Here is a 26,715-nt window from a genome sequence, read left to right as displayed (position 1 = left end):
AGCCGGGGGAGTCGGGATGCGGGTGCAGATGTAGATGCAGATGCAGATGCAGATGCAGATGCAGATGCAGATGCAGATGCAGATGCAGATGCAGATGTGTGTTTCATTTCTTGTTCCTTGTTGTCTTGAAGCAGGCGAATCGTAGAAATGAAGCTCATCACCAGGAACTACTGTTATTGGATGAGCTATCCATAGAATGGATAGCCAGATGGACATCCCCCGCACCAACCTCGATGCACTGCAGTCGTTCGCCGTGTTCGCCGACACGCTGAACTTCAGCGAGTCGGCGCGCCTGCTGCACATCAGCCAGCCGGCGCTGCACGCCAAGGTGCGCAAGCTGTCGGAGCAGATCGACGCGAAGCTCTACGTGCGGGTGGGCGGTGCGCTCGAACTCACTGCCACGGGCGAGCAGGTTGCGCGGCATGCGCGGGAGCTGCTCGCGTTCAACCAGCGCTTCGTGAAGGGGTTGGCGCAGGGGCAGGACGCCCCGGTCGTCACCCTGGCCGCCGGTGAGGGCGCGTATCTCTACCTGCTGGGCAAGGCGCTGTCGCGGTTCTCGGGCGCGGGGGCGTCGCCGCACCTGCAGCTGCTCACGCGCGATCGCGACGAATCGATCCAGGCGGTGCGCTCGGGGCAGGTGCAGCTGGGCATCGCGCCGCTCGGCACCGTGCCCGCCGATCTGCGTGCCGTGCGGTTGACATCCGTGGGGCAGGTGCTGGTCGTGCCGCGAGGCCACGCGCTGACCTCGCGCAAGACGGCGCGCCTGCGCGACCTGAAGGGCGCACAGCTGATCGTGCCGCCGGCGGGGCGGCCGCACCGCGAGTTGCTCGGCCGGCTGCTGCAGGCCGAGTCGGTGCAGTGGCAGCCATCGCTCGAAGCCAACGGCTGGGAGCTGATGCTGCGCTTCGCACAACTGGGCTTTGGCCTCACGGTGGTGAATGCCTGCTGCCACATTCCCAATGGCCTGGTGGCGATTCCGCTGCAGGGCTATCCGTCGCTCGACTACCACGTGTTCCACGCAGCCGACCGGCCACCGACCGCGCACGTGCAGCGGCTGATGGACGCGTTGCTCGCACACGGCGACCACTGGAAGACCCGATGACGTCCGAAGACGCCAGCAAGTTCATCGCCTACATCCTGCGGCATGCGCCGGAGTCCATCGGCCTGCGGCTCGATGCGCAGGGCTGGGCCGGCATCGAAGCGCTGGTGGCCGGAGCCGTGGCAGCAGGGCGCGACCTGACGACGGCGGATGTCCTGCACGCAGTCGACTCGGGCGCGAAGAAGCGTTACGAATTGTCGGCAGACGGGCTGAGCATTCGTGCGCTGCAAGGCCACTCCACACCGCAGGTCAGCCGCAGCTTCGAGGCGATTGCTCCGCCGCCGCTGCTTTTCCACGGCACGGCCACGCGTTTCCTGGCGTCCATTCGTGCCCAGGGCCTGCTGCCGGGATCGCGGCAGCACGTGCATCTGTCAGCCGACGAAGCCACTGCGGTGCTGGTGGGGCAGCGCCACGGCAAGGCGCATGTGCTCAGGGTGGATGCGGGCCGCATGCATGCGGCGGGCCATGTCTTCCATCGTGCGGAAAACGGGGTCTGGCTGACCGCGGCGGTGCCGCCGGAGTTTCTTTTTCTTCCGCCGGGCTAGTCCTGCTCCGCCTCGTTGCGGATGCGCAGGGCAGTGTCGTACAGCGTGTTGCGCGGGGCGCCGCTGATTTCGGCCGCGAGCTTCACGGCCGTCTTCACAGGCAGTTCGGCCAGCAACAGGCGCAGTACGCGCTCGCCTTCCGCGCCGCCGTCGCCGCTCACGGCCACGGGGTGCAGCACCAGCGCGAACTCGCCGCGCGTGCGGTCGCGGTCGGCGCCGAACCAGTCGGGCAATGCGCTGGCCGCGACGGTGGCGATTTCCTCGAACTGCTTGGTGAGTTCGCGGCCCACAGTGACGCGGCGCTCGCCCAGCGTGGACAGCGCGCGCGCGAGGTTCTCGATGCGGTGTGGGGCCTCCAGCAGCACCACCGCGCGCGGCTCCTGCGACAGCGCCTGCACGGCCGTGTCGCGCTCGCCCGACTTGCTCGGCAGGAATCCAGCGAAGACGAAGGCACTGCTGCTGGCATTGCCGTCACCGCCGCCGTCGGCCACCAGCCCCGCGGCACCGATCAGCGTGGTCACGCTGCTGGCACCCGGCAGCGGCAGCACGCGCTGCCCCGCGGCGCGCACGGCGGCCGCAAGGCGTGCGCCGGGGTCGCTCACGCCGGGCGTGCCGGCGTCGCTGACGTAGGCGATGCGCTCGCCCTGCGCGAGCCGCGCGACCACGGCCTGCGCGGCCTCGGCCTCGTTGTGCTGGTGCACAGCCAGCAGCCGGGAGCCGGGGCGGTCGATGCCGTAGGCGCGCAGCAGGGTCTGCGTATGGCGCGTGTCCTCGCAGGCGATGGCGTCCACCAGCTGCAGCACGTGCAGCGCACGCAGCGTGATGTCGGCTAGGTTGCCGATGGGCGTGGCGACGACGTAGAGCGTGCCCTGCGGATAATGCTGCGCACCCGCGGCGTCGTGCGCGGCCGCGAGGGCGGCGCCGAAAGAAGCAGGGGCGAGTGAAGCCAAGGGGTTTCTCCGTCGGAACGAACAAGAAGTCAGAAAAAGAGATCGCAAGCAGGCCGCAGACAGGGAGGGCCATGAAGACCGACACCACGACGAAGCATCGGGGCGATGCGGCGGAAGACGCCGCGCTCGACCACCTGCGGGACGCCGGCCTCGTGCTGCTCGCCCGCAATTATCGGACGCCCGGGCGCGGCGGCGGCGAGATCGACCTGATCATGCGCGATCCGCGCCCTTCGCCCGCGGGCACGTTGGTGTTCGTGGAGGTCCGCCAGCGCAGCACCGGCGCGCACGGCGGCGCGGGCGGCAGCATCACCGCGGCGAAGCAGCGGCGCATCGTGCTCGCCGCGCAGCACTACCTGAGCCGGCTGCGCACGCTTCCGCCGTGCCGTTTCGACGTGGTGCTGGTCGAGGAGAAAATCACCTGGCTGCAAGGGGCTTTCGACGCGGGCTGATGCCTCTCGTCATGCCCTCGCACGGGAACCGAAGCGCTGACCAAGGCTCCACAACTCAAACGTCTTGTTTCACAACCCGCAGTTATCATCCCGCCTCATGCTCGAGCAACGGATTCAGCAGCACTTCATCGACAGTGCCGACCTCAAATACCAGACCGGACCGGTCCTCAGCAAACCCATCTCTCAAGCGATGCAGGCCATCCTGGCGTGCGTGACCAGCGGCGGCAAGGTGCTCGCCTGCGGAGCCGGCGTGTCGGGCCTGCTGGCGGCCCAGTTCGCCGCGCAGTTCGTGGGCCGCTTCGAACGCGAGAGGCCAGAGCTCGGCGCCATCGCGCTGCCCGGCGACGCCACCGACCCCGGTGCCGACGGCGCGGAAGCCGTGGATGCCGACCGCTTCGCCCGGCAGGTCCGTGCGCTCGGCCAGGCCGGCGACGTGCTGCTGGCATTGAGCATCAGCGGCCAATCGGCTTCGGTGCTGGCCGCCGTGACCGCGGCGCACGAGCGCGACATGACCGTGGTCGCGCTGCTCGGCAATGCCGCGTCGGGCGCGGGCGGCTCCATCGGCCGCGCGCTGCGCGAGACCGACGTTCAGATCAGCGTGCCGCACGAGCGTGCGGCTCGCATCCACGAGATCCACCAGATCGCGCTGCATTGCCTGTGCGACGGCGTGGACGCCCAGTTACTCGGAGAACAGGAGGTTTCCTCATGACCATGACGACCATGACGACGACATCGACCCAACGTTTCGCTCTCGCCCTGACCCTGGGCGCCGCACTGGTCACGAGTCTTTCCGCCTGCGTGCCGCTCGTCGTGGGTGGCGCGGCCGTGGTGGGCGTGGGCATGGTGGCCACCGACCGCCGCAGCTCGGGCGCGCAACTGGACGACCAGGGCATCGAGCTGCGCGCGGCGGCCCGCGTGCGCGACATCGCCAACGACCAGATGTACGTGAGCGTCACCAGCTACAACCGCCAGGTGCTGCTGACGGGCGCCGTGGGCAGCGATGCAGACCGCCGCCGCGTCGAAGACGAAGTCAGCCGCATCGTGAACGTGCGCTCGGTGGTCAACGAGCTGACCGTCGGCTCCTCCAGCACCTTCCAGGACCGCTCGAACGACCTGTACATCACCGGCAAGGTGAAGGCCTCCCTGCTCGACGCCAAGGACATCTTCGCCAATTCCTTCAAGGTGGTGACCGAGCGTGGCGTGGTCTACCTGATGGGCATCGCCACGCGCCGCGAGACCGATCGCGCCACCGAGATCACGCGCGGCGTGTCGGGCGTGGTCAAGGTGGTGCGCGTGGTCGAGGTCGTGAGCGAGGCCGACCTGGCGGCAAGCCAGGCGGCGAACCAGGCCGCCGCGCAGCGCGGCGGCGCGGGGCCGGCGCCGGTGACTTCGGCTACGCCCTCCACGCCGTCGTCGTCTTCCTCCACCTCGCGCGTGCCGCTGCCGCCGATGGAGCCGCTGCCCGCTTCGGGCTCGTCCACGTCGACGCCGTCCTCGAGCGGGGTGACGACCTCGCCGGTGCGCTGAAGAGCCGGCCGGCGAGCCAGAACAAAAAGCCCGCATCAGCGGGCTTTTTTCATGGCGTCACCTGGCTGGTCACTTGAGCCGCGTGATGAGGCTCGAGGTATCCCAGCGCCGCCCGCCGGCCTGCTGCACGTCGGCATAGAACTGGTCGACCAGCGCCGTCACCGGCACGCGCGCGCCGTTGCGCTTGGCTTCGTCGAGCACCAGGCCCAGGTCCTTGCGCATCCAGTCGACGGCGAAGCCGTAGTCGAACTTGCCTTCGATCATGGTCTTGCCGCGGTTCTCCATCTGCCAGCTCTGGGCCGCGCCCTTGCTGATGACGCCCAGCACGGCTTCCATGTCGAGTCCGGCGCGCTGGCCGAAGGCGATGGCTTCCGACAGGCCCTGCACCAGCCCCGCAATGGCGATCTGGTTGACCATCTTCGCGAGCTGGCCGGCGCCGCTCTCGCCCAGCAGCGTGACCGCGCGCGAGAAGGCCATGGCCACCGGCTTGATGCGTTCGAACACCGCCGCGTCGCCGCCGCACATCACCGTGAGCGCGCCGTTCTGCGCGCCGGCCTGGCCGCCCGAGACGGGTGCGTCGATGAAGTGCAGGCCCAGCGCCTGGGCCGCCCTGGAAAGCTCGCGCGCCACGTCGGCCGAGGCGGTCGTGTGGTCGACCAGCACGGCACCCTTCTTCATGCCGGCGAAGGCGCCGTCGTCGCCCAGCACCACCGAGCGCAGGTCGTCGTCATTGCCGACGCAGCTGAACACGATGTCGGCGCCCGCGACCGCTTCGCGCGGCGTGGCGGCATGGCGGCCGGGCGGGCCGAATTCGTCGGCCCAGGCCTGCGCCTTGGCGGCCGTGCGGTTGTAGACCGTGACGCTGTGGCCGGCCTTTGCCAGGTGGCCGGCCATCGGGCCGCCCATGACGCCGAGGCCGAGGAAGGCCACTGTCTGTGCGGGAACGGATTCGTAGGTGCGGGGGTTGATGCTGCTCATGGGGCGACAGCTTAAAGCCATTCCGTCGCAGGTGGGATGCGTCTAACATATACGTGAACGTACAGGTTTGGGTAAAATCGCCCCATCATGACCGTCCAGAACCCCGCCAGGACCATCACGGTGCGCGACGCCGCGGCCCGGCTCGACGTCACGCCGCGCACGCTCAAGTACTACGAGGAACTGGGCATCGTGGTGCCGGTGCGCAGCGAGGGCGGCTACCGCCTGTACGAGCAGGCCGATCTCGACAAGCTGGCACGCGTGCTGCGCATGCGCTCGCTGGGTTTCTCGCTCACCGCCATTACCGCGATGCTTCAGCAGCCGATGGAGGCGCCGGCCGAAGGCGGGCGTCCGCGGCTGTCGAATGCCTCGCTCAAGACGCTGCGCGAAACCCTCACCGGGCAGTTGGCGACGCTCGACGCGCGCGTGGCGCAGGTCCGTCGCGAGCTCAAGGAAGCCGCCGCGCTGCAGGCGCAGCTCAAGCGCGATCTCGACTACGTGGAGCGCCGCCTCGCCGGCGAGCCGGTGGAGGAGGCGCTCGAGCAGCGTCGCAAGGAACGGCCCGCATCATGAGCACGACGGCCCTGGCATGGCCTTCGCGCGGCAGCAGTGCCGCGGTCGCGCTGCTGCCCTGGGCCATCGGCCTCGTCACGGCCATCGACTATTTCGACAACGCGCTCTTCGCCTTCTTCGCCAGCTACATCGCCGGCGGCGTGAACGCCTCGCCCGACGAACTCGTGTGGGCCTCGAGCGCCTATGCGCTGGGCGCCGTGCTCGGCATCCTGCAACAGCATGCGTGGATCGAGCGGCTGGGCTACCGGCGCTACCTGGCAGTCTGCATGTTCGCCTTCGCCGCGGGCGGCGTGGGTGCGGCGCTGTGCGACAGCTCGATGCAACTCACGCTCGCGCGTGCCGCGCAAGGCTACTTCGTCGGTCCGATGCTGGGCGCCTGTCGTATCCTGATCCAGATCGGCATTCCGCCCGCGCGCCGTGCCAAGGCGCTGAAGGCGTTCATGGTGCTGATCGTCTTCGGCGGTGCGCTGGCACCCATCGCGGGCGCCTTCCTGGTCGCCAACTTCGACTGGCGCTGGCTGTTCGCGAGTACCGCGCCGGCCGCGGCGCTGATCGGCCTGCTCGTGCTCTGGACGCTGCCCGACATCGGCGACGTCGAGCCGCACGAGCGCACCGAGCCGCACTACATCGCCTACGTGGTGTTTGCGCTCGCGCAGGCCGCGCTGCAGGTGGTGTTGACGCGCTCGCACTTCGAGCTCTTCACCGGCTCGCCCGCGCTCATCGGCCTCACCATCGCGAGCGTGGCGGGGCTCGCCTGGTTCGGCTGGCAGCAGTGGCGGCACCCGGCGCCGCTGGTGCGGCTGCATGCGCTGCGCAATGCCTCGTTCCGCGTCGGGCTGGCGCTCTACGTCGTCTACTACTACCTCTCGACGGGCTTCAGCTACCTGCTGCCGCGGATGATGGAGGGCGGCCTGGGCTTCACTGTGGGCAACGCCGGCTACTTCACGGGTGCGGCCTCGTTCGCGACCGGGCTGCTGGTCTTCGTCTACCTGAAGTACTCGGCGCGGCTGGCGCGCAAGAAGTGGCTGATCGTCGTCGGTTTCGGCATCGCGGCGCTGGCGGCGTGGCTGCTGTCGCGCGTCACGCCGCAGGCCGGGCGCGAGGCACTGCTGGTGCCGCTGCTGCTGCGCGGGCTGCTGATGCTGTTCGTCGTGCTGCCGGTGGCGAACCTCACCTTCAAGCCTTTCGCGGCGGAGGAGTTCGCGCACGGCTACCGCCTGAAGAACCTCGTGCGCCAGCTGGCGATCTCGTTCGCGACCTCGACCGTGATCGCGCTCCAGCAGCACCGGCTCGCGCTGCACGAGGTGCGGCTGAGCGAATCGGCCAATGCCGCGAACGCGAGCTTCATGCAGGCGCTGGATTCTTTGACCCGCGGCTTCGCCGCGGCGGGCCATGCGGCCGGCGAGGCGCATGCGATGGCGCTCGGCACGCTCTATCGCACGCTGGAGCAGCAGGCCACGTTCATGGCCTCGCTCGACGGCTTCACCGCGATGGCGGTGATTGCGCTGGCTGCCGGCGTGTTCGCCGCGTGGCAGCGGACGATCGACTGATCAGACGATCGCGAAGTGCTCCGTGCCCGCGGCCAGGTCGGTGCTGCGCGCACGCTGGCTGTTGAGCTTGATCTGCAGCCGCAGGTCGTTGGCCGAGTCGGCGTTGCGGATGGCGTCCTCGAAGCTGATCGAGTGGCTCTCGAACAGGTCGAACAGCGCCTGGTCGAAGGTCTGCATGCCCAGGTTGCGGCTCTTGCGCATGATCTCCTTGATCTCGCCCACTTCGCCCTTGAAGATCAGGTCGGAAATCAGCGGCGTGTTCAGCAGCACTTCCACCGCGGCCACGCGGCCCAGGCCGTCTTCCGTCGGCACCAGCCGCTGCGAAACCAGCGAGCGCAGGTTCAGCGACAGGTCCATCAGCAGCTGGGCGCGGCGCTCTTCGGGGAAGAAGTTGATGATCCGGTCCAGCGCCTGGTTGGCGCTGTTGGCGTGCAGCGTTGCCATGCACAGGTGGCCCGTTTCGGCGAAGGCCACGGCGTGTTCCATGGTCTCGCGGTCGCGGATTTCGCCCATCAGGATCACGTCGGGCGCCTGGCGCAGCGTGTTCTTCAGCGCGGCCTCCCAGCTGTCGGTATCGATGCCCACCTCGCGCTGCGTCACCACGCAGTTCTTGTGCGGATGCACGAATTCGACCGGGTCTTCCACCGTCACGATGTGGCCGAACGAGTTCTCGTTGCGCCAGTCGATCATCGCGGCCAGCGTGGTCGACTTGCCCGAGCCCGTGGCACCCACCAGGATGCACAGGCCGCGCTTGGTCATCGACACGTCCTTCAGCACCTGCGGCATGCCCAGCCCGTCGATGGTCGGCAGCTTGGCGGGAATGGTCCGCAGCACCATGCCAACCTTGCCCTGCTGCACGAAGGCGTTCACGCGGAAGCGGCCGATGCCGGTCGGCGAGATCGCGAAGTTGCATTCCTTGGTGCGCTCGAATTCGGCCGTCTGGCGGTCGTTCATGATCGAGCGGGTGAGCGCCAGCGTGTGCGGCGCGCCCAGCGCCTGCTGCGAGACCTTGGTGACCTTGCCGTCGACCTTGATGGCCGGCGGGAAGTCGGCCGTGATGAACAGGTCGCTGCCGTTGCGGCTCACCATGAGCTTGAGCAGGTCGTTGATGAACTGGCTGGCTTGATCGCGTTCCATGAGAGCGCTCCTTGATCTGTTTAGATTGAACCCGTTGGCGGCCGACCGCCGGGCCGCCCCAAGGCGGCCGCGCCTCCCCCTTGGAGGGTGGAGTTACACGCAGCGCAGCGAAGTGAAAAGCCGGGGGGCCTCATGACTAGCCTGGGAAATTCTCTGGGATCTTGGCCTTGCCGCGGGCCTCTGCTGCCGAGATGGTATTGCGGCGCACCAGTTCCGTCAGGTTCTGGTCGAGCGTCTGCATGCCCGAGCCCTGGCCGGTCTGGATGGTGGAGTACATCTGCGCCACCTTCGCCTCGCGGATCAGGTTCCGGATGGCTGGCGTGCCCAGCATGATCTCGTGCGCCGCCACGCGGCCCTGGCCGTCCTTGGTCTTGCACAGCGTCTGCGAGATCACGGCCTGCAGCGACTCCGAGAGCATCGCGCGGATCATTTCCTTCTCTTCGCCGGGGAACACGTCGATGATCCGGTCGATGGTCTTGGCGGCCGACGAGGTGTGCAGCGTGCCGAACACCAGGTGGCCCGTCTCGGCGGCGGTCATGGCCAGGCGGATGGTTTCCAGGTCGCGCAGCTCGCCCACCAGGATGGCGTCGGGGTCTTCGCGCAGCGCGGAGCGCAGGGCGTTCGAGAACGACAGCGTCATCGGCCCCACTTCGCGCTGGTTGATCAGGCACTTCTTCGACTCGTGCACGAATTCGATCGGGTCTTCCACCGTGAGGATGTGGCCGTACTCGTTCTCGTTGAGGTAGTTGATCATCGCGGCCAGCGTGGTCGACTTGCCCGAGCCCGTGGGGCCCGTCACCAGCACCAGCCCGCGCGGCTTGAGCGCCAGTTCGCCGAAAATCTTCGGCGCGTTGAGTTGTTCGAGCGTGAGGATCTTCGAAGGAATGGTCCGGAACACGGCGGCCGCGCCGCGCGCCTGGTTGAAGGCGTTCACGCGGAAGCGCGCGAGGCCGTCGATCTCGAACGAGAAGTCGACCTCCAGGAACTCTTCGTAGTGCTTGCGGTGCGTGTCGCTCATGATGTCGTACACCATGGCGTGCACGCCCTTGTGGTCGAGCGCGTCGACGTTGATGCGGCGCACGTCGCCGTTGACGCGGATCATGGGCGGCAGGCCCGCGGAAAGGTGCAGGTCGGAGGCTTTGTTCTTGACGCTGAACGCCAGCAATTGGGTGATGTCCACGGGGCTCCTCGGCTCGGGTTTCGTGACGTTTTGATACGATTTTGGACGATTATGACGATGATTGGCGACGACCTCCAGCAAGTAAACAACCGGATCGCGAAGGCATGTGTAACGGCCGGCCGTGACCCGTCGGAAGTGCGGTTGCTGGCGGTGTCCAAGACCTTCGGCCCCGAGGCGGTGCGCGAGGCGCACGCGGCGGGCCAGTCGGCCTTCGGCGAGAACTACGTGCAGGAAGGGCTGGACAAGATCGAAGCCCTCGCCGACCTGCGTTCTTCCCTCGAATGGCACTGCATCGGGCCGCTTCAGAGCAACAAGACGCGGCCGGTGGCCGAGCACTTCGACTGGGTCCACAGCATAGACAGATTGAAGATCGCGGAGCGTCTTTCGGCCCAGCGGCCGGCGCACCTGCCGCCGCTGGATGTATGCCTTCAGGTTAATGTGGACGGCGGTGCCAACAAGTCCGGTGTGCCTCCGGAAGAGGCGCTGGCGCTGGCGCGCGCTGTGGCGGCTTTGCCACAACTTCGGCTGCGCGGGCTCATGGCGATTCCCGAGCCGGCCGCCGGCTTCGAAGCGCAGCGCGATCTGTGCCTGCGCGCGCATGCCGTGTACCAGTCGATCCGCGACGCGGGCATCGCGCTGGACACGTTGTCGCTCGGCATGAGCGCGGACCTCGAGGCCGCCATCAGCGCGGGCAGCACGATGGTGCGCGTCGGCACGGCGATCTTCGGCGGGCGCACCTACGCCAAGCCGGCCTGATCTGATCGCCTCTTCGTGCGTCAGACTCCCAGCGGCAGCCGCGCGCTGTTCTTCACTTCTTCCATCACCGCATAGGTCCGCGTCTCGCGCACGCCGGGCAGCTGCCACAGCACGGTGCCGGCGAACTCGCGGTAGGCGGCCATGTCGGCCATGCGGGTCTTGAGCAGGTAGTCGAAGCCGCCCGCGACCATGTGGCATTCCATGATCTCGTCGCGCACCTGCACGGCGGCCTTGAACTGGTCGAACACGTTGGGCGTGGTGCGGTCGAGCAGCACCTCGACGAAGACGGTGAAGCCGCGGCCCAGCTTGTGCGGATCGAGCCGCGCCTCGTAGCCCTGGATGAAGCCGTCGCGCGTGAGCCGCTGCACCCGCGCCAGCACCGCGGTGGGCGAGAGCGCCACAGCCTCGGCCAGCTTGAGGTTGGTGATGCGGCCGTCTTCCTGAAGGATCTTCAGCAGCCGGAGATCGATGCGGTCCAGGTCGAGCATTGGAGGATTATCCAGCCCGGACAGCGAATCGTGGCGGAAGATGCGGCCTATGGCCGCCGGCTATAGGAGATAGAACCAAGGAACTGCCGGCAGCCTACCCTGGACTACCCAGGGAGCCGCCGTGCGTCCCGTGCGCCGTCAGCGAACTTGCGTTTGCATTTGCGACTGCGCGGCCGCCTGCTGGTTCTTGAGCTGGTCGACCAGGGCGCCGTAGGCCGGGCTCGCGCGCAGCCGGGCGTATTCGGCGGCGGCTTCGCGGTAGCCCGGCTTCATGGTGTCGGCGCCGGCTTCGCTGGCCTGCTGGGCCGCCAGGCCCGACTGGATCCAGAGACGCGTGTCGGCCGCCACGGCGGCGCGGCTGTTGGCCGAGACCGCGACCGGCTCCTGCTGGTAGCCGCTGGTGTAGCCCTGTGTCGGCGCGGTCTTCAGCCACTGCACCGCGTCGGCGGTCACCGCGGCGCGCGTCGTCGACGAGGCCAGCGGCGCGGGGCGCGGATCGCCCTCTGCATAGTTGCCGGCGAAGCTCGGCGCGGCGATCGTGCCCAGCAGGGCGGCGAGGGCGGCGGTGCCGAACAGACGGGTGGCGGAAGCTTGCTTGCTCATTCGTTACTCCTTGATGTGTGACGTTGGTTGCTGGGTTTGCCTGGGTTGGTGAGGCAACTCTACGAAGCGGATCCGCGAGGTCGATAACCCGTCGATGACGTTTCTGTCATCTACGGGCTCGTGCGTGCCTATCGCTCGCCCGACGGAATCGTTCCCGCCCGCATGGCCTTGATGGCCTCGGCCTCTACCGCCTCGCGCGTGGCGGGCTGGCCGGTGCGCGCGGCCGGCCAGGGCGCGCCGCGGCTCACGTTGTTCCACGCGGGCTGCTTCTGCGCCGTCGCCAGCTCGGCGACGACCCTGTCGCGCGAAGGGTCCTGCTTCGCGTGGTCGGGGTAGCGCGTCACGCCGGCTTCGGTCGGCGCGAAGTGGTACTCGCCGGCGGCGGATGCCGCCAGCGGTGCCAGCGCGGCGGCGGCGAGAAGGGAAGAAGAAAGAAGAAGCGTGCGATGCGGCATGGTCGGTGTCTCCTGGTTGTTCGCCGTCGCCGGAAATGGCGCCGACCGTGCCAATCTAGGAAGCGATGCCGTCAGCCTCCGCACGCCGCGATTACATCGGCGCAATGTGCGCGCCGCGGCGCCACCAACCTCTCTTGCATAACCGCCTCCGCGGCGCGCATAAGCCATGGCGCAACGCGCGGCGGAGGTCTATCGTTGCGGCCACCCTAACAAACCGAGCAAGGGAACTCATATGAGCGAACAACTCTCCTTCGTCAGTCCTACAGCCAACAGCCCGTGGGGCACATATCTTTCGCAGGTCGATCGCGTCGTGCCGTACCTCGGCCCGCTGGCCCGCTGGGTCGAAACCCTCAAGCGCCCCAAGCGCGCGCTCATCGTCGACGTGCCCATCGAAATGGACGACGGCACCATCGCCCACTTCGAGGGCTACCGGGTGCAGCACAACATGAGCCGCGGCCCGGGCAAGGGCGGCGTGCGCTTCCACCCCGACGTCACGCTGGAAGAAGTGATGGCCCTGTCGGCCTGGATGACCATCAAGACGGCGGCGGTCAACCTGCCGTACGGCGGCGCCAAGGGCGGCATCCGCGTCGACCCGAAGAAGCTCTCGCTGCAGGAGCTCGAGAAAGTCACTCGTCGCTACACCAGCGAGATCGGCATCATCATCGGCCCGCACACCGACATCCCCGCGCCCGACGTCAACACCAACGCGCAGATCATGGCGTGGATGATGGACACCTACTCGATGAACGTCGGCGGCACCGCCACCGGCGTCGTCACCGGCAAGCCGCTGCACCTCGGCGGTTCGCTGGGCCGCGTGAAGGCCACCGGCCGCGGCGTGTTCGTCACCGGCCGCGAAGCGGCACGCCGCCTGGGCATGGACCTGCGCGGCGCGCGCATCGCGGTGCAGGGCTTCGGCAACGTGGGCTCCGTCGCGGCAGAACTCTTCGCCGAAGCCGGCGCCAAGATCGTCGCGGTGCAGGACCACACCGGCACCATCGTCAACAGCAACGGCCTCGACCTGGCCAAGCTGGTGCCCATCTCGCGCACCGACGGCGTGATCGGCTTCAAGGCCGGCGGCGACATCGTGCCGAACGAGGATTTCTGGAACACGCCCTGCGACATCCTGATCCCGGCCGCCCTCGAAGGCCAGCTCACCGCCGAGCGCGCGCAGAAGACCACCGCCAAGCTGGTGCTCGAAGGCGCCAACGGCCCCACCGTTCCGCAGGCCGACGACATCCTCGCCGAGCGCGGCGTGCTGGTGGTGCCCGACGTGATCTGCAACGCCGGCGGCGTGACCGTGAGCTACTTCGAATGGGTGCAGGACTTCTCGTCCTTCTTCTGGGACGAGGACGAGATCAACGTGCGCCTCGACCGCATCATGATGAACGCGCTCAACCACATCTGGGACACGGCGGACAAGCACAAGATCACGCTGCGCACGGCGACGTACGCGGTGGCCTGCGAGCGCATCCTGATGGCTCGCCAGGAACGCGGCCTGTATCCCTGATCGCAAGGCGCCAGTCCTTGTATCCTGCGGGCCCATGAGTGGCCCGCCAATTCACCTCGATCCCGCGTTCGTCGCGTCGCCCGATGCCCTTCTCGAGTGGCTCAGGTCCGCGGTGACGTGGGATGAGCGCATGCGCGCACGCAAGACAGCCAGCTTCGGCGTGCCGTATGACTATTCGCAGATTGCCTACGAAGCGGTGCCGATACCGCTTGAGCTGGAAGTCCTGTGCGGCAAGCTCGAAGCCGAACTTGGCTTTCGTCCCAACAATTGCCTCTTGAACCTCTATGCCAACGGTGCATCGTCGATGAGGTTCCACTCGGACGACAGTACGGCATTGGCACCCGGCACCGGCGTTGCCATCGTGTCGGTCGGGGCCACGCGCTCCATCGCATATCGCAGCAAGGCCGACAGCAGTTTGCGCTTCGACTACCCATTGCCTCACGGTTCTTTGCTCTACATGTCGGATGCCGTCCAGCAGGACTGGCTGCACGCAATTCCCAAGGCCGAAAGCGCGGGGGAGCGCATCAGTCTGACGTTTCGCGCGATCCGGAAATGATGACGAAGCAGTAGCTGCAGCGTGCGTTGACGGCGCTCGGCGGCTGACGCTTTCAGCCAAAGCTTCTGTTCGTTTTTCGACTCGGCCTGCATCCTGACTGGCTGATGTTTTTTTGACGGATGGAGAAGCTACGCTCGGGGGATGACCACCAACCCCGCGCAAAAGCTCTCCTCTCTTCCTCCTCTCCCCGCCGAAAGTGCCGCCCGCCTGCAAGCCCTCATGGCCAGCGGGCAGCGCAGGCTGCTGGGGCTGGTCGGCGCCCCCGGCGCGGGCAAGTCGACGCTCGCGGCGGCGCTGTTGCAGGCGGTGGGGGCCGATCGTGCGCAGGTCGTGCCCATGGACGGATTCCATCTCGCCAATGTCGAGCTGCAACGGCTCGGCCGCGCTGATCGAAAGGGCGCGCCCGACACCTTCGACAGCGCTGGCTATGTCGCGCTGCTGCAGCGCCTGCGCGAGCAGCGGCCCGATGGCGACATCGTCTATGCCCCCGAATTTCGCCGCGAGATCGAGGAGCCGATCGCCGGTGCGATCGCGGTGCTGCCTTCGACGCAGCTCGTCATCACCGAGGGCAACTACCTGCTGCACGACGCCGGTCCCTGGGCGGAGGCTGCGGCGATGCTCGATGAGGTCTGGTACGTGGACATCGACGACGCGGTGCGTGAGGAGCGCCTGGTGCGCCGCCACCAGCAGTTCGGCCGCAGCGCAGAGGAAGCGCGCGCCTGGGTCGAGAGCACAGATGCTCCCAACGCGCGGCTGATCGCGGCGACGCGGGTGCGTGCGCATCACATGCTGCCCTGGTCCTGATCTCTGCCAAAAATTTCGCGCGGCTGCGGGGAACGCGGCTGCATGGAGTCCGCTCGAAGCCCTGCCGGCAAGGCCGCCGGTTAGCATTCGCCGCTCCATGCCGTCCATGCATACCTCCTTTCTTCCTGTCGTCCACGCCCGGGTCGTCGTCATCGGCCTGCTTTCCGCTCTCGTGCTTGCCGGTTGCGGCAGTACCTCCCGCCGGGTGAACTACGAGCCCGAAGCCTTCGGCTCGACCACCACCCACACCCGCGACTACGAGGCCACCGAGGCCCAGACCTGCGAAGCCGCGCGCCGCGCGCTGCTGAGCCAGGGCTACATGATCACGGCCGCCAACGCCGACCTCGTGACCGGGCGCAAGAGCTTCCAGCCAGCGTCCGAGGTGCATGTGGAGGTCGAGTTCCGCGTGGTCTGTGCGCGCGAGAGCACCCGGAGCGGCAAGGCGAGCCGGAACACCGTCGCCTTCGCCACCGCGCTGCAGGACCGCTACGGCCTGAAGAAAGTGAACAACTCGGCGAGCCTCGGCGTGGGCGCGATCGGCTCGCTCTCGCTGCCGTTCTCGGGCAGCGACGATGCGATGGTGAAGGTGGCGAGCGAGACGCTGACCGACGAGCGCTTCTACGACCGGTTCTTCTCGCTGCTCGACCGTTATCTCGAAGGGCCTGAAGGTGAAGAGGAGGCCGGGGCGCCCGCCGAAACGCCGGCCGCATCGCCACCGCCTGCTGCTTCCTCGTCCCAGCCGGCACCAGTGCCCGCGCCTGCAGTCACCTACCCGGTAACTTCGTCGCCGAACCGGGGCTGAGCGGCGCCAGGCGCCAAAAATACCAAGACACGTCTTACAATCTGGGCATGGCTTCCACCATCCCGGATCCGGCGCAGTGCGCCTCGCGTCTTCGTACTTCCGTGTCGCTGCTGACGCGCCAGTTGCGCAGCGGCAGCGCCACTCCCGAAGGGCCGAGCGTGGCCAAGCTCAGCGTGCTGGGGCAGCTTCACCAGCATGGGCCGTGCACGCCCACGACGCTGGCGGGGCTCGAGCGCGTCAAGCTCCAGTCGCTGACCCGGCTGCTGGCCGAACTGGAGGCCGAAGGCTGGATCGGCCGTGCGCCGCATCCGGCCGACGGGCGCCAGTGGCTGCTGTCTCTCACCGCCGAGGGCACGCGCCGGTTGAAGGCAATCATGCGCACGCGCGAAGCGGCGCTTGCCGAGGCGATCGGCGCCACGCTCGATGCCGACCAGCGCGCCCTGCTGTTGCAGGCCTGCGGACTGATCGACGGCATCGCGGCCGCTCTCGGCGGCGGAGCAAGGGAGCCAGGGCCATGATCGGATCGAGCGCGCTGCAACGCCTCACCGGCCCCTGGCGGCATGGCCGCTGGCGTCCCGGCGCGCAGCTCGCGGTGGCCGTGGCCATCGCGTGGGGCGTGGCGACGGCCTTGCGCCTGCCCGAAAGCTTCTGGGCCGTGATGAGCGTGCTGATCGTCATGCGCCCGAGCGCCGGGTCCACGCTCGATGCCGGATGGGATCGCGTGCGCGGCACGGCCGCCGGCGCGCTCTTCGGGCTTGCCGGCGTCTATCTGCAGCACCACGGCGCACCGGTGCTCGCGACCACGCTGGGCGTTGTCATGCTGCTGTCGTTCGCCGGCGCATCCGTGCCGGGCCTGCGCAGCGCGCCGGTGGCTGCGCTGATCATCCTGTCGGCGAGCGGCATTCCGGGCCATTCGGCGCTGCAGGTGGCGATGCTGCGCATGGTGCAGATCGGCATCGGCGTGGGAGTGGCGCTGGCGGTCTCGACGGTGATGTCCGAGTACCACGCGGGCGCTCGCTTCGACGAGGGCTGCGCCGCACTGCTGCGCGGCCTCGGCAGGCGCATGGGCGCCTCGCGACGGCCTCCTGTGGATGCAGCGGAGACAGAGCGCATCCAGGCAGGCACGCGCGCGGCGCTGGGCCGCCTGACCGCCCTGGCCGGCAGCGCCGACCTGGAGGCTCGCTGGTGGCGCCGCGGCCGGGCACGCGGCACTTCGTATCGCGACAAGGCCCGGCTGGCGGCGCGCATCTTCCAAGACGCCGCAATGCTCGACCGCGTGCTGCGGCAGGCGCAAGGCGCCGGGGCCGATGCAGGCTGGCACGAAGCCGCGCAGGCAGCCGGCGCGGCCGTCAGCGGCATGGCCGACGCGCTCGAGGGCAAGGGCCCGCCGCCGGATCTGGCCGAGCTCGGCCGCCGCGCGCAGGACTCCCGCGATACCGCCGCGAATGCGCCGCTCGCCGCGCCGCTGGGCCTGCTCCTCGACGACCTGCGCCGCCTGCAAGGTGCCCTCGATCCGAGTCCGCCGAAGCAGTCCGACAGTCTGCGAGGGGCATCGACGCCCTAGAATCTTCCGAAAATTCATTCGTTTCGGAGAGGGACGGGCATGGAAGATCAGTCGCAGGACGCGCGTTACGCGCCGCCGCAATCCCATGTGGAAGACGTGCTGCAGCCGGGAGGGGCTCAGTCCGGTGAGCTCGCATCGCGTGGCACGCGCTTCTTCGCCGCAATGCTCGACGCCGGCATCTCCATCGCCGTGATCTGGCTCCTCTCGAAGCTAACCCCCGTCAACCTCTGGGAAGACGACGGCCTCGGCATGTGGGAGCCGCGCATCTCCAGCGCGGTGGCCGGCATGGTGCTCTACCTCGTGCTGCACGGCTACCTGCTGGCCACCCGCGGCCAGACCATCGGCAAGGCGCTGTTCAGGATCCGCATCGCGCGGCCCGACGGGTCGCAGGCGCAGATCGGGCGCATCCTCGCCCTGCGGGACGGCCCGATGTTCTTCACCAGCATCTGGCCGCTGCTGGGGCCGATCTACGTGCTGATCGACTGCCTCTTCATCTTCCGCGCGTCGCGCCGCTGTCTGCACGACCAGATCGCCGACACCGTCGTGCTGCAGGCCTGAGCCGGGCGCGACGCCAGTGAGCCTCGACACGCTCTACACCGCCGAGACCCCGGAAGGCATCGCGTTGTCGCTGCGCCCGGCCGGGCTGGTCGCGCGCGGCCTGGCGTACCTCATCGACTTCGCGATCCGGCTCGGCATCTTCGTCACCATCTCCTTCGCCGTCGGCATGATGGGCAAGATGGGCGTCGGCATCCTGCTCATCGCCTACTTCTGCCTCGAGTGGTTCTACCCCGTGGTTTTCGAACTCACGCGCGCGGCGGCCACGCCCGGCAAGCGCGTGATGGGCCTGCGCGTGGTGATGGACTCGGGCCTGCCCGTGACCCCCGCCGCCGCGCTCACGCGCAACCTGCTGCGCGCGGCCGACTTCGTGCCTTCCTTCTACGGCGCGGGCATCGTGTCGATGCTGTGGCGGCACGACAGCAAGCGGCTGGGCGACCTCGCCGCCGGCACGCTGGTGGTGTTCAGCGACCAGGTGAGCCTGCACGGCAGCCTGCCCGTGGCCGAGCCGCAGGCGCCCGCACGGCCGCTGTCGGCGCGCGAGCAGATGGCCATCGTGTCGTGGGCCGGCCGCGCCACCCGCCTCACCCCCGAGCGTTTCGAAGAACTCGCCCGCGTCGCCGAGCCGGTGCTGGGCCCCGACACCACCGGCGCCTCCGCGTCGCAGCGCCTGCTTGGCGTGGCGCAGTGGGTGCTGGGCCGTCGCAACGGTGCCGGCGCCGCCGATGCACGTGGAGGAGCAGGGCGATGACGCCGCTCGATTTCGAAGCCGCCTACGCGCCCCTGTGGGCCGAGCTCGAGGCCGTCATCCGCGTGGCCGAGACCAAGCGCAAGTTCGACGGCGCACGGCTCGCCACGCTGTATCGTCGCGTGTGCGAGCACCTCGCGCTGGCGCAGGCGCGGGCCTATCCGATCCATCTCACGCAGCGGCTCGAAAGCCTCACGCAGAGCGCGCACCGGCTGATCTACCGCAGGCACGACTACGGCCTCGCGCGCTTCGCGCGGCTGGCGCTGGTCGACTTTCCCGAGGCGGTGCGGGCGCATCGCGCCTACCTGCTGGTGTCGGCGCTGATGTTCGTGCTGCCGCTGCTGGTGGCGGGCTGGGCCGCCTGGCGCGACCCAGGCTTCATCCTGCACCTGCTCGACGCCAATTCGGTGCAGGAGTTCGACTCGATGTACAGCGACAGTGCCGAGTCGCTGGGCCGCACGCGCAGCGCGGGCGACGACTGGCAGATGTTCGGCTTCTACATCATGAACAACATCGGCATCGGCTTTCGCTGCTTCGCGGCCGGCATCTTCGCCGGCGTGGGCAGCGCGGTGGTGGTGGTGTTCAACGGCGTGCAGATCGGGGCCGTGGGCGGCTATCTCATCGGCTCGGGGCACGCCCGGAACTTCCTCTCCTTCGTCGTCACGCACTCGGCCTTCGAGCTCACGGCCATCGTGCTGGCCGGCGCGGCGGGCCTCAGGCTCGGCTACTCGTGGGTGGCGCCGGGGCGGCACACGCGGCTCGAAGCCCTGCGGCTGGCCGCGCGCCATGCGGTGGTGATCGTCTACGGCGTCATCGGGCTGCTGCTGGTCGCCGCGGCGGTCGAGGCCTTCTGGTCCTCGGCGCGCTGGATCGCGCCGGCCGTGAAGTACGGCGTGGGCGGTGCCTGCTGGGTGCTGGTGCTGGCGTACCTCGGCTGGCAGGGCAGGCCGCGTTCTGTTGACGCGAAGGCCGGGGACGACCATGCAGGTTGACGGCCTCGCCATCGCGCTGCGGCCGCGGCCCATGGCCGAGGCCGCCGACCTTGGCGCGCAGCTGGTGCGCAGCCACGCGCGCTCGGTGTGGCGCACCTTCCTGCCGGTGTACATCGTGACGGTGCTGCTGGCACTCAGCACGGTCGAGATCGCGGGCTGGCTGCCCAGCCTGCTGATCTTCTGGCTCAAGCCCTGGCTCGATCGCAGCCTGCTCTTCGTACATTCGCGCGCGGTGTTCGGGCAGGAGACGCGCTGGTCCGACCTGTGGGCCAACCGCCGCACCGTGTGGGGCGGACAGCTGCTGCGTACGCTGCTGTGGCGGCGCTTTTCGCCCTGGCGTTCGTTCACCCAGGCCATCGACCAGCTCGAAGGCCAGCGCGGAAGCGCAAGGCGCAAGCGGCGCACGCAGCTGCTGCGCGGGCGGCGCGGCGCGGCCACGGGCATGCAGCTGGTGTTCGCGAACGTCGAGATGGCGCTCGATATCTGCCTGCTGTCGCTGCTGTTCTGGTTCGCGCCCGAAGGCGGCACCCGCGATCTTTTCGGCTGGCTCACGCAGTCGGACGCATGGCTGCAGAGCCTGTTGACTGCCGGCGCCTATGCGCTCGTCGTCGGCGTGCTGGAGCCGTTCTACGTGGCGGCCGGCTTCGCGATGTACCTCAACCGCCGGGTCGAGCTCGAAGCCTGGGACATCGAGCAGGAGTTCCGTCGTGGGTTCAGGTAGCACCCCCAGGCTTCGCGCACTTCGTGTCGCTTCGCCTTCCCCCTTGCAGGGGGCGATACCGGTGGCCCGGCAAAGCCGGTTCCACGGTATCCCTGGAAGGGGGCTGGTGGTCGCTCTGCTCGTGTTCTTGTGCGTGGGGGTGTTGGCGCCTTCGGCGGCCCTGGCTGCGGACGGGGCCGCATCGACGCGCGAGCAGGTGAAGGCCGCGATCGACAAGGTTCGGGCCGATCCGAACATGCCCGGCACCAGGACGGAGAAGCAGCTGCGCTTCAAGGACCGCGACGAAGAGGAAGAGGAGCCCGAGAAGAAGGCCGACAGCCTCGACTGGCTGCGCGACTTCGTGAGGGCGGTGGCCGAGGGCGCGCGCTGGCTGATCTGGGGGCTGGCCGCGCTGGCGCTGGCGTGGCTTGCGATCCGGCTGCACCGCTGGATGCGGGTGCGTGCCGGTGGCGCGCGGCCCGGCAAGGCGCCGTTGCCCAGCCATGTCGGAAGCCTCGACATCCGGCCCGAGAGCCTGCCCGAGGACATCGGCAATGCCGCCGCCGGGCTCTGGCAGCGCGGGCAGCCGCGGGCGGCGCTGTCGCTGCTGTATCGGGGGGCGTTGTCGCGCCTGGTGCATGCGCATGAAGTGCCGGTGCGCGCCGCGAGTACCGAGGGCGAGTGCGTGGCCCTCGCCGCGGCCCGGCTGGCGCCGGAAGCGCAGGCTTTCTTCGTGCGGCTGGTCGAGGCCTGGCAACTGGCTGCATATGGCGGACGGCTGCCCGCCACGGCGCAGGTGCTGGCGCTCTGCGACGAATTCGACCGGTACCTGCCCGATGTGGCTGCCGATGCTGCGCCAGCCGGCAGCCTGAAGGGCGCGGCCGCATGAACAACACATGGGTGGTTCGCATCGTCTCGGTGCTCGTGGTGGCGCTGGTCGGCTTGTGGCTGGTCTCGGCCACCGAATGGGCCGACACCGAGGTGCCGACGCCCGCGAGCGGCGAGGCGAAGAAGAACCGGTTCTACGGCGCGCAGGCGATGCTGCGCGAGCTCGGCATGAATGTGGTCAAGCGCGAGAGCCTCGACACCATGCCGCCTGCGCAGGCGCGGCTGGTGCTGGCCTCCAGCTATTGGGACATGTTCCCCGAGCGGGGAAAGCGCCTGCGCGAATGGGTCGAGCAGGGCGGTCATCTCGTGATACCGGCCTATCTCGTCAGCGGCGAGCAGCTGGAAGACTGGCTACCGCTGGTCCGCGAAAAGCAGCCCGCGGCGGACGAGAAGAAGAAAACCCCTCCCGAGCCGAAGAAGAAAACGCCCGCCTCGCGCCGCTTCGACCCGCCCCCGAAGGACGCGGATTGCCACGCCGTGACCGAGCCCGACTCCGTGCCCGCGAGCTTCGCCGGTGGCCGCAGCTTCCGTGTCTGCGCCTGGTGGTCGTCGTCGCGCTACAAGCCCGCCGACAAGCAGCCGCCGCCGCTGTGGACCGCGGTTGGCGCGCGCGGCACCACCGAGGCGATCCGCGTGCGTGTCGGCCGCGGCACCGTCACCGTCATGCCCTGGGGCCTGTGGCACAACGAGAACCTGGTGCGGGCCGACAACGCGCTGTTCGCCGCCGCCGCCGTGCAGGCGCGCAGCGGCGCCGAAGTCTGGTTCGTCGTCGAGGAGACGCGCGAGCCCTTCATGCTCTGGCTCTGGCAAAGGGGCTGGGTGGCGTTGGTCGTGGGCATGCTGGCGCTGGCCTTCGCGCTCTGGCGTGCGGCCGTGCGCTTCGGGCCGCTGGCGCCTTCGGCCGGCACGCACCGGCGCTCCATGGCCGAGCAGGTGCGCGGCACCGCCGGCTTCCTGCACATGCATGGCGCCGACGCGCTGCACGCGGCGCAACTGCGCGCACTGAACGAGTCGGCCCGCCGCCAGCTGCGTGGCTACGTCCATCGCGATGCCGCGGCGCGCGCAGCCGCCATCGCGCAGGCCACCGGGCTGGAAGCCGCCATGCTCGTGCGGGCGATGGACGGGGCGCGCCCCCGTCATGCCGGTGCCATGGCGGTCGACCTGGAGGTGCTCGAAACCGCGCGCCGGCGGCTCGATGCCAACGGGCCGTTCATGCCCCGGTCCTCCGCCTCATCTTCTTCTTCCGCCCAATCCACATCCTGAACCGAGAGACGCACATGCAAGCCATCCAACCCGAAGAACTGACGCGTGCGGCCCAGTGGCTGCAGACGCTGCGCGCCGAGGTCGGCCAGGCCGTGGTCGGCCAGTTGGAGGCGGTCGACCAGACGCTGGTGGCGCTGGTCGCCTCGGGCCACGTGCTGATCGAAGGCGTGCCGGGGCTCGGCAAGACCCTGCTCGCGCGGGCGCTGGCGCAGGCCATGACGCTGCGCTACGCGCGCGTGCAGTTCACGCCCGACCTGATGCCCTCCGACATCACCGGCCACGCGGTGCTCGACATCGCCTCGCGCGGCGACGGCAGCCTCGGCACCCTGCGCGTGCACCAGGGGCCGGTGTTCACCAACCTGCTGCTGGCCGACGAAATCAACCGCGCGCCGGCCAAGACCCAGAGCGCACTGCTCGAAGTCATGCAGGAGTACCAGGTCACGCTCGAAGGCACGGCCATGCCGCTGCCGCGCCCCTTCATGGTGATGGCCACGCAGAATCCGATCGACACCGAGGGCACCTATCCGCTGCCCGAGGCGCAGCTCGATCGCTTCCTGCTGAAGATCGACATCGGCTTTCCGAGCCACACCGAAGAGAACGCCATCGTGCAGCTGACCACGCGGCAGCGCGCCGGCAACCAGTTTCCGCTGGAGGCCGTGCGTCCCTGCCTCGACGAGGCGCAGGTGCTCGAGCTGCAGCGGCTGGCCTGCCTGGTGCAGGCCGACGAGCGCGTGATCGACTATGCGGTGCGCATCGCGCGCGCCACGCGCGACTGGCCGGGCCTGTCGTCGGGCGCCGGGCCGCGCGGCACCATGGCCCTGGTGCGCGCCGCCCGCGCCGCCGCGCTGATGGCCGGGCGCGACTTCATCACGCCCGACGACGTGGCGCGCCAGGCGCTGCCCGCGCTGCGGCACCGCGTGATGATCTCGCCCGACGCGCAGCTCGAAGGCATGGGCGTGGACACCCTGCTGCGCGCCGCGCGCGACAGCGTCGAGGCGCCACGGCTCTAGGCCCGCGGATGCGCGCTGCTGTTCCGATCCCCGCGCGTGCGGCCGTGCTGGCGCTGGCCGGCCTGAGCGCGGCCGCCTCCGTGGCGCTGCTGCTGGGCGCGCCGCTGGCGTACGTCGCCGCCGTGGCGGGCGTGCTGCTCGTGCTGGGTTTCGTGCTCGCCGGCTTCGACCTCTGGAGCAGCCTGCGCGCGTGGCGTGCGGCGCCGCTGCGCATCGAGCGCAACCTGCCGGGTGCGTTCTCGCTCGGCGTGCCCACCGTGCTCACGCTCACGCTGGTCAATGAAGGCACCCAGGCCTGGCAGGTGTCGGTGTTCGACGAGCTCGACACCCACTTCGCCTTCGAGGGGCTGCCGCAGGCGCACGCCGTGCCGGCGCTCTCGCGCGTCGCGCTGCGCTACACGGCCACCGCCACGCAGCGCGGCGTCGCGCAGTTCGGCGCCACGCAGCTGCGCTGGCGCACCCGCCTCGGCTGCTTCGAGCTGCGCCAGACGCTGGGCGAGCCGCGCCGGCTGCGCGTGTATCCCAACTTCGCCGCGCTGGCGCGCTACGCGTGGCTCTCGGGCGACCGGCGGCTCGCGCAGATCGGCATCAAGACCTATGCGCAGCGCGGGTTGGGCACCGACTTCCGGCAGCTCGCCGACTACAAGACCGGCGACTCGCTGCGCCACATCGACTGGAAAGCCACGCAGCGCCAGCGCCGGCCCATCGTGCGCGAGTTCCAGGACGACCGCGACCAGTGCGTGCTGTTCCTGCTCGACTGCGGCCGCCGCATGCGCGCCGACGAAGGCGCGCTGGCGCAGAAGGCCAGCAGCCACTTCGACGAGGCGCTCAACGCGCTGATGCTGCTGAGCTACGTCGCGCTGAAGGAGGGCGACGAGGTCGGCGCCATGACCTTCGGCTGCCCCGCCGAGGAGCGGCGCGACTTCGCCCCGCGCAAGGGAACGGCCACGCTCAATGCGCTGATGAACCGGCTGCACGACATCCAGCCCGGCGCCACCCATTCCGACTACCTGCTGGCCGCGCAGGAACTGCTGCGCGTGCAGAAAAGGCGCGCGCTCGTCATCGTGCTGACCAACTTCCGCGACGAGGACGCCGCCGAGCTGCGCCCCGCCATCAAGCTGCTGCGCCGCAAGCACCTCGTGCTGGTGGCGAGCCTGCGCGAACGCGTGCTGGGGCACATCGCCGCGCAGCCGCTGGTGCATGCGCGGGACGCAGTCGACGTGGCCGCGGCGCACCTCTTCGAGCAGTCGCGCCGCGACGCCTTCGCGCGCGTGGTCGGCAACGACCCGCTGTCGGTCGACGTGGAGCCTGCCGACCTGGCCGTGGCGCTGGTGAATCGCTACCACGCTGTCAAAAGGGCTGGCCTTTTGTAAAGGTCTTTGCCCACAATGGGCTCTTTACAAAGCAGAGGAGAGAGAAGCAAATGACGACCGATTTCACCAATCCCAATCCGTACGCGGCGCCCCGCTCCGCGGTGGCCGATGTCTACGACGGCGGCACCGATGCCGTGCAGCCGGTGAAGCTGTGGTCCGCCAAGGGTCGCATCGGGCGGGCCCGCTTCCTGGCTTACACGCTTTTTTCTTACCTCATCTTCATCGTCGCGGCCGGCGTGATGGGCGGGATCCTGGGCTTCAGCGGCCTCGCGCGCTCCGAGGGCGTGATCGGGGGGCTGACCTTCCTGCTCGCGATCCCCTATCTGGTCTTCTACGTGCTGACCGGCATCCAGCGTTCGCACGACATGGACTGGTCGGGCTGGATGCTGTTCCTGGCGCTGATCCCCTTCGTCGCGCTGATCTGGGTCTTCAAGTCGGGCACCAAGGGCCGCAACCGCTTCGGCGCGCCGCCGCCGCCCAACGGCATCGGCGTGCTGATCGGCGCATGGCTGCTGCCCGTGATCACGGTGCTCGGCATCCTCGCGGCCGTCGCGCTCCCGGCCTACCAGGGCTACACCACACGCGCCAAGGCGGCGCAGGTCGAGCGCCCCTGATTCATTTCGATGCTCGGCATGGCCCGTTCGCGAGACACCGCGGAACCGGCCTTGCCGGGCCGCAGGTGTCGCCCCCAGCGAGGGGGGAGGAGAGGCGACACGAAGTGCGCGAAGCCTGGGGGAGTTCCTGCTATCGCACCAGAGTCGACTTGCCGAACAGGCTCTCGATGAGTTCGACGGCCACTTCGGCCGTCTGGTTGCGCACGTCGAGCGCAGGGTTGAGTTCCACCACGTCCAGCGAGCCGAGCCGCCCGGTGTCGGCAACCATCTCCATGCACAGCTGCATCTCGCGGTAGGTCGGCCCGCCGCGCACGCCGGTGCCCACGCCGGGTGCGTCGGCCGGGTCGAGGCAGTCGAGGTCGAAGCTCACGTGCAGGTGCGTGTCCTCGTCCACGTCCTGCAGCGCCTCGGTCATGGTGGTGCGCATGCCGTGCTCGTCGATGTGGCGCATGTCGAACACGTTCAGGCCCAGCGTGCGGATGGCTTCCTTCTCGTCGCCGTCCACGCTGCGGATGCCGATGAAGCGGATGGCGTCGTGCTGCAGCGCCGCACGCTCGCCGCTCCAGCCCGTGAGCACCGCCGGCCCGTGGCCCAGCAGGCACGACACCGGCATGCCGTGCAGGTTGCCGCTGGGGCTGGTGGTCTCGGTGTTGACGTCGGAGTGCGCGTCGAGCCACAGCACGCGCAGCTTCTTGCCGCGCTTGCGCGCATGCCATGCCACCGCGCTGATCGATCCGATGGCCAGGCAGTGGTCGCCGCCCATCATCAGGGGCACGTGGCCCGTGCCCAGCGCGGTGTCGACGGCCGCGTACACCGAGCGGTTCCAGGCGATCACCTCGTCGAGGTGGCGCAGCCCGTTGGCCGGCGGCGCCCAGGGCGTGGCCGGGCCCGCGAGGTTGCCGCGGTCGATGACCGTGTAGCCCTGCCGCGCGAGCGCCTCGGGCAGGCCCGCCACGCGCAGCGCGTCGGGCCCCATGCCGGCGCCGCGAACGCTGGCGCCGACGTCGGTGGGCGCGCCGATCAGTTCGAGGGTGACGTTCGCGTTGCTCATC

At 69.1% G+C, this 26,715-nt stretch carries 31 protein-coding genes; 23 read left to right on the top strand and 8 right to left on the bottom strand.

Features of this window, described 5'->3' with window-relative positions; genetic code table 11:
* Positions 1–208 precede the first annotated feature (208 nt).
* A complete protein-coding gene (locus EJP69_RS27880) occupies positions 209–1,102 on the top strand; it encodes a LysR family transcriptional regulator (protein WP_170217244.1) in 894 nt (297 codons plus the stop codon).
* Positions 1,099–1,644, top strand: a complete 546-nt coding sequence (locus tag EJP69_RS27875) for an RNA 2'-phosphotransferase (protein ID WP_126473578.1) — start codon at positions 1,099–1,101, stop codon at positions 1,642–1,644. The genes EJP69_RS27880 and EJP69_RS27875 overlap by 4 nt, the downstream gene beginning before the upstream one ends.
* Here the strand turns inward: EJP69_RS27875 and rsmI are convergent.
* Entirely contained in the window at positions 1,641–2,594 is a 954-nt protein-coding gene (rsmI, locus tag EJP69_RS27870) for a 16S rRNA (cytidine(1402)-2'-O)-methyltransferase (RefSeq protein ID WP_126473576.1), read from the bottom strand. The genes EJP69_RS27875 and rsmI overlap by 4 nt on opposite strands.
* Before the next feature lie 71 nt (positions 2,595–2,665).
* Between rsmI and EJP69_RS27865 the strand changes: the two genes are divergently transcribed.
* The 3 genes from EJP69_RS27865 (at position 2,666) to EJP69_RS27855 (ending at position 4,570) form a co-directional block, all read left to right on the top strand.
* Positions 2,666–3,043: a YraN family protein gene (locus EJP69_RS27865; protein WP_126473574.1), complete on the top strand. Its 378-nt coding sequence runs from the start codon at positions 2,666–2,668 to the stop codon at positions 3,041–3,043.
* 97 nt (positions 3,044–3,140) lie between these two features.
* Positions 3,141–3,752, top strand: a complete 612-nt coding sequence (locus tag EJP69_RS27860) for an SIS domain-containing protein (protein WP_093306949.1) — start codon at positions 3,141–3,143, stop codon at positions 3,750–3,752.
* Positions 3,749–4,570 (top strand): BON domain-containing protein, encoded by an 822-nt coding sequence (locus tag EJP69_RS27855; RefSeq protein WP_093206421.1) that lies wholly within the window; start codon positions 3,749–3,751, stop codon positions 4,568–4,570. The genes EJP69_RS27860 and EJP69_RS27855 overlap by 4 nt, the downstream gene beginning before the upstream one ends.
* A 69-nt stretch (positions 4,571–4,639) precedes the next feature.
* On the opposite strand, the gene EJP69_RS27850 is transcribed toward EJP69_RS27855, so the two are convergent.
* The gene (locus EJP69_RS27850; protein ID WP_093306951.1) at positions 4,640–5,548 is read right to left on the bottom strand and encodes an NAD(P)-dependent oxidoreductase; all 909 of its coding nucleotides are present in this window, start codon (positions 5,546–5,548) and stop codon (positions 4,640–4,642) included.
* Positions 5,549–5,635: 87 nt separating this feature from the next.
* Between EJP69_RS27850 and EJP69_RS27845 the strand changes: the two genes are divergently transcribed.
* A complete protein-coding gene (locus EJP69_RS27845) occupies positions 5,636–6,118 on the top strand; it encodes a MerR family transcriptional regulator (RefSeq protein ID WP_093206423.1) in 483 nt (160 codons plus the stop codon).
* Positions 6,115–7,668, top strand: a complete 1,554-nt coding sequence (locus EJP69_RS27840; RefSeq protein WP_126473573.1) for an MFS transporter — start codon at positions 6,115–6,117, stop codon at positions 7,666–7,668. Before EJP69_RS27845 ends, EJP69_RS27840 begins: the two co-directional genes overlap by 4 nt.
* On the opposite strand, the gene EJP69_RS27835 is transcribed toward EJP69_RS27840, so the two are convergent.
* On the bottom strand, positions 7,669–8,805 hold the full coding sequence (locus tag EJP69_RS27835; RefSeq protein ID WP_093206425.1) for a PilT/PilU family type 4a pilus ATPase: 1,137 nt from the start codon (positions 8,803–8,805) through the stop codon (positions 7,669–7,671).
* Positions 8,806–8,941: 136 nt separating this feature from the next.
* On the bottom strand, positions 8,942–9,985 hold the full coding sequence (locus tag EJP69_RS27830) for a type IV pilus twitching motility protein PilT (RefSeq protein ID WP_093206426.1): 1,044 nt from the start codon (positions 9,983–9,985) through the stop codon (positions 8,942–8,944).
* Positions 9,986–10,036: 51 nt separating this feature from the next.
* Between EJP69_RS27830 and EJP69_RS27825 the strand changes: the two genes are divergently transcribed.
* Positions 10,037–10,741, top strand: coding sequence for a YggS family pyridoxal phosphate-dependent enzyme (locus EJP69_RS27825; protein ID WP_126473677.1), 705 nt, complete (start codon positions 10,037–10,039; stop codon positions 10,739–10,741).
* Between the two features lie 20 nt (positions 10,742–10,761).
* On the opposite strand, the gene EJP69_RS27820 is transcribed toward EJP69_RS27825, so the two are convergent.
* From EJP69_RS27820 to EJP69_RS27810, 3 genes are all read right to left on the bottom strand, one after another.
* On the bottom strand, positions 10,762–11,229 hold the full coding sequence (locus tag EJP69_RS27820; protein ID WP_019657564.1) for an Lrp/AsnC ligand binding domain-containing protein: 468 nt from the start codon (positions 11,227–11,229) through the stop codon (positions 10,762–10,764).
* A 138-nt stretch (positions 11,230–11,367) separates the two neighbouring features.
* A complete protein-coding gene (locus EJP69_RS27815; RefSeq protein WP_093206428.1) occupies positions 11,368–11,832 on the bottom strand; it encodes a hypothetical protein in 465 nt (154 codons plus the stop codon).
* Between the two features lie 128 nt (positions 11,833–11,960).
* A complete protein-coding gene (locus EJP69_RS27810; protein WP_093206429.1) occupies positions 11,961–12,287 on the bottom strand; it encodes a DUF4148 domain-containing protein in 327 nt (108 codons plus the stop codon).
* 232 nt (positions 12,288–12,519) lie between these two features.
* Between EJP69_RS27810 and EJP69_RS27805 the strand changes: the two genes are divergently transcribed.
* The 15 genes from EJP69_RS27805 to EJP69_RS27735 all read left to right on the top strand — a co-directional run bounded on the left by EJP69_RS27805 (position 12,520) and on the right by EJP69_RS27735 (position 25,663).
* The gene (locus tag EJP69_RS27805; protein ID WP_126473571.1) at positions 12,520–13,794 is read left to right on the top strand and encodes a Glu/Leu/Phe/Val family dehydrogenase; all 1,275 of its coding nucleotides are present in this window, start codon (positions 12,520–12,522) and stop codon (positions 13,792–13,794) included.
* A gap of 130 nt (positions 13,795–13,924) precedes the next feature.
* Entirely contained in the window at positions 13,925–14,350 is a 426-nt protein-coding gene (locus EJP69_RS27800) for an alpha-ketoglutarate-dependent dioxygenase AlkB (RefSeq protein WP_240652310.1), read from the top strand.
* 141 nt (positions 14,351–14,491) lie between these two features.
* On the top strand, positions 14,492–15,154 hold the full coding sequence (locus EJP69_RS27795) for a nucleoside/nucleotide kinase family protein (protein WP_126473567.1): 663 nt from the start codon (positions 14,492–14,494) through the stop codon (positions 15,152–15,154).
* A gap of 97 nt (positions 15,155–15,251) precedes the next feature.
* The gene (locus EJP69_RS27790) at positions 15,252–15,956 is read left to right on the top strand and encodes a DUF2242 domain-containing protein (protein ID WP_125952198.1); all 705 of its coding nucleotides are present in this window, start codon (positions 15,252–15,254) and stop codon (positions 15,954–15,956) included.
* 47 nt (positions 15,957–16,003) lie between these two features.
* The gene (locus EJP69_RS27785) at positions 16,004–16,474 is read left to right on the top strand and encodes a MarR family winged helix-turn-helix transcriptional regulator (RefSeq protein ID WP_126473565.1); all 471 of its coding nucleotides are present in this window, start codon (positions 16,004–16,006) and stop codon (positions 16,472–16,474) included.
* Entirely contained in the window at positions 16,471–17,520 is a 1,050-nt protein-coding gene (locus EJP69_RS27780; RefSeq protein WP_126473563.1) for an FUSC family protein, read from the top strand. Before EJP69_RS27785 ends, EJP69_RS27780 begins: the two co-directional genes overlap by 4 nt.
* 39 nt (positions 17,521–17,559) lie before the next feature.
* The gene (locus tag EJP69_RS27775; RefSeq protein WP_126473561.1) at positions 17,560–18,078 is read left to right on the top strand and encodes an RDD family protein; all 519 of its coding nucleotides are present in this window, start codon (positions 17,560–17,562) and stop codon (positions 18,076–18,078) included.
* 16 nt (positions 18,079–18,094) lie between these two features.
* Entirely contained in the window at positions 18,095–18,826 is a 732-nt protein-coding gene (locus tag EJP69_RS27770) for an RDD family protein (RefSeq protein WP_126473559.1), read from the top strand.
* Positions 18,823–19,815 (top strand): stage II sporulation protein M, encoded by a 993-nt coding sequence (locus EJP69_RS27765; RefSeq protein ID WP_126473557.1) that lies wholly within the window; start codon positions 18,823–18,825, stop codon positions 19,813–19,815. Before EJP69_RS27770 ends, EJP69_RS27765 begins: the two co-directional genes overlap by 4 nt.
* Positions 19,805–20,536 carry a hypothetical protein gene (locus EJP69_RS27760; protein WP_126473555.1) on the top strand — a complete coding sequence of 244 codons (732 nt, stop codon included), beginning with the start codon at positions 19,805–19,807 and terminating at the stop codon, positions 20,534–20,536. Before EJP69_RS27765 ends, EJP69_RS27760 begins: the two co-directional genes overlap by 11 nt.
* A 106-nt stretch (positions 20,537–20,642) precedes the next feature.
* Positions 20,643–21,404 carry a DUF4129 domain-containing protein gene (locus EJP69_RS27755; protein WP_240652309.1) on the top strand — a complete coding sequence of 254 codons (762 nt, stop codon included), beginning with the start codon at positions 20,643–20,645 and terminating at the stop codon, positions 21,402–21,404.
* Positions 21,401–22,666, top strand: coding sequence for a DUF4350 domain-containing protein (locus EJP69_RS27750; protein ID WP_126473553.1), 1,266 nt, complete (start codon positions 21,401–21,403; stop codon positions 22,664–22,666). Before EJP69_RS27755 ends, EJP69_RS27750 begins: the two co-directional genes overlap by 4 nt.
* Before the next feature lie 14 nt (positions 22,667–22,680).
* Complete coding sequence (locus EJP69_RS27745; RefSeq protein ID WP_093206440.1) at positions 22,681–23,676, top strand: AAA family ATPase; 996 nt, start codon at positions 22,681–22,683, stop codon at positions 23,674–23,676.
* A gap of 8 nt (positions 23,677–23,684) precedes the next feature.
* A complete protein-coding gene (locus EJP69_RS27740; RefSeq protein ID WP_126473551.1) occupies positions 23,685–25,049 on the top strand; it encodes a DUF58 domain-containing protein in 1,365 nt (454 codons plus the stop codon).
* A gap of 50 nt (positions 25,050–25,099) precedes the next feature.
* Positions 25,100–25,663 (top strand): DUF805 domain-containing protein, encoded by a 564-nt coding sequence (locus tag EJP69_RS27735; RefSeq protein WP_093206442.1) that lies wholly within the window; start codon positions 25,100–25,102, stop codon positions 25,661–25,663.
* Between the two features lie 130 nt (positions 25,664–25,793).
* On the opposite strand, the gene rocF is transcribed toward EJP69_RS27735, so the two are convergent.
* On the bottom strand, positions 25,794–26,714 hold the full coding sequence (gene rocF / locus EJP69_RS27725) for an arginase (protein ID WP_093206443.1): 921 nt from the start codon (positions 26,712–26,714) through the stop codon (positions 25,794–25,796).
* Between the last annotated feature and the right edge of the window lies 1 nt (position 26,715).

The sequence above is a fragment of the Variovorax gossypii genome, from assembly GCF_003965815.1.
GTDB classification, from domain to species: Bacteria; Pseudomonadota; Gammaproteobacteria; order Burkholderiales; family Burkholderiaceae_C; genus Variovorax; species Variovorax gossypii.
The sequence above is the reverse complement of the archived record's forward strand: the minus strand, read 5'-3'. Positions and strand labels throughout refer to the sequence as shown.

Excerpts from the sequence above, each read along its gene's own strand:
- EJP69_RS27880 (WP_170217244.1), top strand. The coding sequence starts at position 209 with ATGGACATCCCCCGCACCAACCTCGATGCACTGCAGTCGTTCGCCGTG.
- EJP69_RS27875 (WP_126473578.1), top strand. The coding sequence starts at position 1,099 with ATGACGTCCGAAGACGCCAGCAAGTTCATCGCCTACATCCTGCGGCAT.
- EJP69_RS27865 (WP_126473574.1), top strand. The coding sequence starts at position 2,666 with ATGAAGACCGACACCACGACGAAGCATCGGGGCGATGCGGCGGAAGAC.
- EJP69_RS27860 (WP_093306949.1), top strand. The coding sequence starts at position 3,141 with ATGCTCGAGCAACGGATTCAGCAGCACTTCATCGACAGTGCCGACCTC.
- EJP69_RS27855 (WP_093206421.1), top strand. The coding sequence starts at position 3,749 with ATGACCATGACGACCATGACGACGACATCGACCCAACGTTTCGCTCTC.
- EJP69_RS27850 (WP_093306951.1), bottom strand. The coding sequence starts at position 5,548 with ATGAGCAGCATCAACCCCCGCACCTACGAATCCGTTCCCGCACAGACA.
- EJP69_RS27845 (WP_093206423.1), top strand. The coding sequence starts at position 5,636 with ATGACCGTCCAGAACCCCGCCAGGACCATCACGGTGCGCGACGCCGCG.
- EJP69_RS27840 (WP_126473573.1), top strand. The coding sequence starts at position 6,115 with ATGAGCACGACGGCCCTGGCATGGCCTTCGCGCGGCAGCAGTGCCGCG.
- EJP69_RS27835 (WP_093206425.1), bottom strand. The coding sequence starts at position 8,805 with ATGGAACGCGATCAAGCCAGCCAGTTCATCAACGACCTGCTCAAGCTC.
- EJP69_RS27825 (WP_126473677.1), top strand. The coding sequence starts at position 10,037 with ATGACGATGATTGGCGACGACCTCCAGCAAGTAAACAACCGGATCGCG.
- EJP69_RS27820 (WP_019657564.1), bottom strand. The coding sequence starts at position 11,229 with ATGCTCGACCTGGACCGCATCGATCTCCGGCTGCTGAAGATCCTTCAG.
- EJP69_RS27815 (WP_093206428.1), bottom strand. The coding sequence starts at position 11,832 with ATGAGCAAGCAAGCTTCCGCCACCCGTCTGTTCGGCACCGCCGCCCTC.
- EJP69_RS27810 (WP_093206429.1), bottom strand. The coding sequence starts at position 12,287 with ATGCCGCATCGCACGCTTCTTCTTTCTTCTTCCCTTCTCGCCGCCGCC.
- EJP69_RS27805 (WP_126473571.1), top strand. The coding sequence starts at position 12,520 with ATGAGCGAACAACTCTCCTTCGTCAGTCCTACAGCCAACAGCCCGTGG.
- EJP69_RS27800 (WP_240652310.1), top strand. The coding sequence starts at position 13,925 with ATGCGCGCACGCAAGACAGCCAGCTTCGGCGTGCCGTATGACTATTCG.
- EJP69_RS27795 (WP_126473567.1), top strand. The coding sequence starts at position 14,492 with ATGACCACCAACCCCGCGCAAAAGCTCTCCTCTCTTCCTCCTCTCCCC.
- EJP69_RS27790 (WP_125952198.1), top strand. The coding sequence starts at position 15,252 with ATGCCGTCCATGCATACCTCCTTTCTTCCTGTCGTCCACGCCCGGGTC.
- EJP69_RS27785 (WP_126473565.1), top strand. The coding sequence starts at position 16,004 with ATGGCTTCCACCATCCCGGATCCGGCGCAGTGCGCCTCGCGTCTTCGT.
- EJP69_RS27780 (WP_126473563.1), top strand. The coding sequence starts at position 16,471 with ATGATCGGATCGAGCGCGCTGCAACGCCTCACCGGCCCCTGGCGGCAT.
- EJP69_RS27775 (WP_126473561.1), top strand. The coding sequence starts at position 17,560 with ATGGAAGATCAGTCGCAGGACGCGCGTTACGCGCCGCCGCAATCCCAT.
- EJP69_RS27765 (WP_126473557.1), top strand. The coding sequence starts at position 18,823 with ATGACGCCGCTCGATTTCGAAGCCGCCTACGCGCCCCTGTGGGCCGAG.
- EJP69_RS27760 (WP_126473555.1), top strand. The coding sequence starts at position 19,805 with ATGCAGGTTGACGGCCTCGCCATCGCGCTGCGGCCGCGGCCCATGGCC.
- EJP69_RS27750 (WP_126473553.1), top strand. The coding sequence starts at position 21,401 with ATGAACAACACATGGGTGGTTCGCATCGTCTCGGTGCTCGTGGTGGCG.
- EJP69_RS27745 (WP_093206440.1), top strand. The coding sequence starts at position 22,681 with ATGCAAGCCATCCAACCCGAAGAACTGACGCGTGCGGCCCAGTGGCTG.
- EJP69_RS27740 (WP_126473551.1), top strand. The coding sequence starts at position 23,685 with ATGCGCGCTGCTGTTCCGATCCCCGCGCGTGCGGCCGTGCTGGCGCTG.
- EJP69_RS27735 (WP_093206442.1), top strand. The coding sequence starts at position 25,100 with ATGACGACCGATTTCACCAATCCCAATCCGTACGCGGCGCCCCGCTCC.
- rocF (WP_093206443.1), bottom strand. The coding sequence starts at position 26,714 with ATGAGCAACGCGAACGTCACCCTCGAACTGATCGGCGCGCCCACCGAC.